Annotated in this window: 1 protein-coding gene; it reads right to left on the bottom strand. The window is 38.1% G+C overall.

Annotation, left to right across the window (positions count from 1 at the left end):
- Positions 1–113 precede the first annotated feature (113 nt).
- Positions 114–764, bottom strand: a complete 651-nt coding sequence (gene trmB / locus J2S19_RS23590; RefSeq protein WP_307347347.1) for a tRNA (guanosine(46)-N7)-methyltransferase TrmB — start codon at positions 762–764, stop codon at positions 114–116.
- Between the last annotated feature and the right edge of the window lie 740 nt (positions 765–1504).

Raw genomic sequence — 1504 nt, 5'->3', positions numbered from 1 at the left:
ATGAACACCCTTGCTTTCAGCTATGTACTTACCGCTACCAGGTTGTACTCGGGACTTTCACCCGTTAGAGTTCGCCCATGCTGGGCGAACAAAAAGAGAAATGACCATTTTGATCATTTCTCTTCGTTCATATATTTAGCTTCTACACGATAAATACGCTGACCTTTTTCTGAAAACTTTTCTTCATATTCCGTCATAATATTTCCTTCGAAATTGCTATTATGAAGGTCAAGGCTAACATACTTAAGCATTAGTCCATATTCTGAAAAGCTAATGAGAGAATATTCAAACAAACCTTGGTTATCCGTTTTGAAATGAATTTCTCCGCCTTTTTTGAGAATCTTCTCATAAAGGGCTAAAAATGATTTATACGTCAGTCTTCGTTTTATATGTCTTGTTTTCGGCCACGGGTCTGAAAAATTCAAGTAAACACGGTCGATTTCTTCCACATCGAAAAATTCTGCTAAATCCTTCGCATTCACATTTAACAATTTTAAATTTGGCAACTGTAAGTCTACAACTTTTTGGAGTGCCGCAACAATCACACTGTCAAACAGCTCAATACCAATATAATTGATTTCTGGATTTTGCTGGGCCATTCCAACAATAAATTGCCCTTTACCTGTTCCAACTTCTATATGAATCGGATTATCATTTCCGAATAGCTCATTCCATTTTCCTTTGTATAATGTCGGATTTGCTATCGCATATTGGGAATGCTCGGCAAGAAAGTCACTTGCCCAAGGCTTATGTCGTAAACGCATGAAAGACACCTCTATCGATTTAAATATCGTTTTAAAAGATAACACGAATAGTTGTTATGTGCAAGGCTTTTTAGGTGGTAAGCGATTTTTGTAGCGTGTGTCGAGCGGGTTCTTTTTGATTAAGAGTTGGAGGAATTTATTTTACAGTATTTTTGTTAGGCAGATTTTGATGAAATTGAGTTTGTTTGCTTCGGTCGTTATGATTTTCCGTGTATAGGTATATGAGATGAATTCGTTTGTGGTATCTTCGCATAGTTTTTGGTTTCATTTTTTATAATTCTGTGTGTTCTCTTCTCATTATGAACTTCATGCTCTTATGAAGAACATTTCGGGTGCGTGCTTTGGGCTTCATACGCATTATGAAGGACATTTCGCGGCTGCTCTCTTCTCGTTTTGGGCTTCATACACTTTATGAAGAACATTTCGGATGCGTACTCTTCTCATTTTGGGCTTCATATACTTTATGAAGAACATTTCGGGTGCGCTCTCTTCTCGTTTTGGGCTTCATACGCTTTATGAAGGACATTTCGCGGTTGCTCTCTTCTCATTTTGGGCTTCATACACTTTATGAAGAACATTTCGGGTGCGCTCTCTTCTCGTTTTGGGCTTCATACACTTTATGAAGAACATTTCGGGTGCGCTCTTTTCTCATTTTGGGCTTCATACACTTTATGAAGGACATTTCTCGTGCGCTCTCTTCTCATTTTGGGCTTCATACACTTTATGAAGGACATTTCTCG

It is taken from the genome of Metabacillus malikii, assembly GCF_030813355.1.
Classification (GTDB): Bacteria; Bacillota; Bacilli; order Bacillales; family Bacillaceae; genus Metabacillus; species Metabacillus malikii.
Note: the sequence above shows the minus strand (reverse complement) of the source record. Positions and strands in the feature narration are given on the sequence as shown.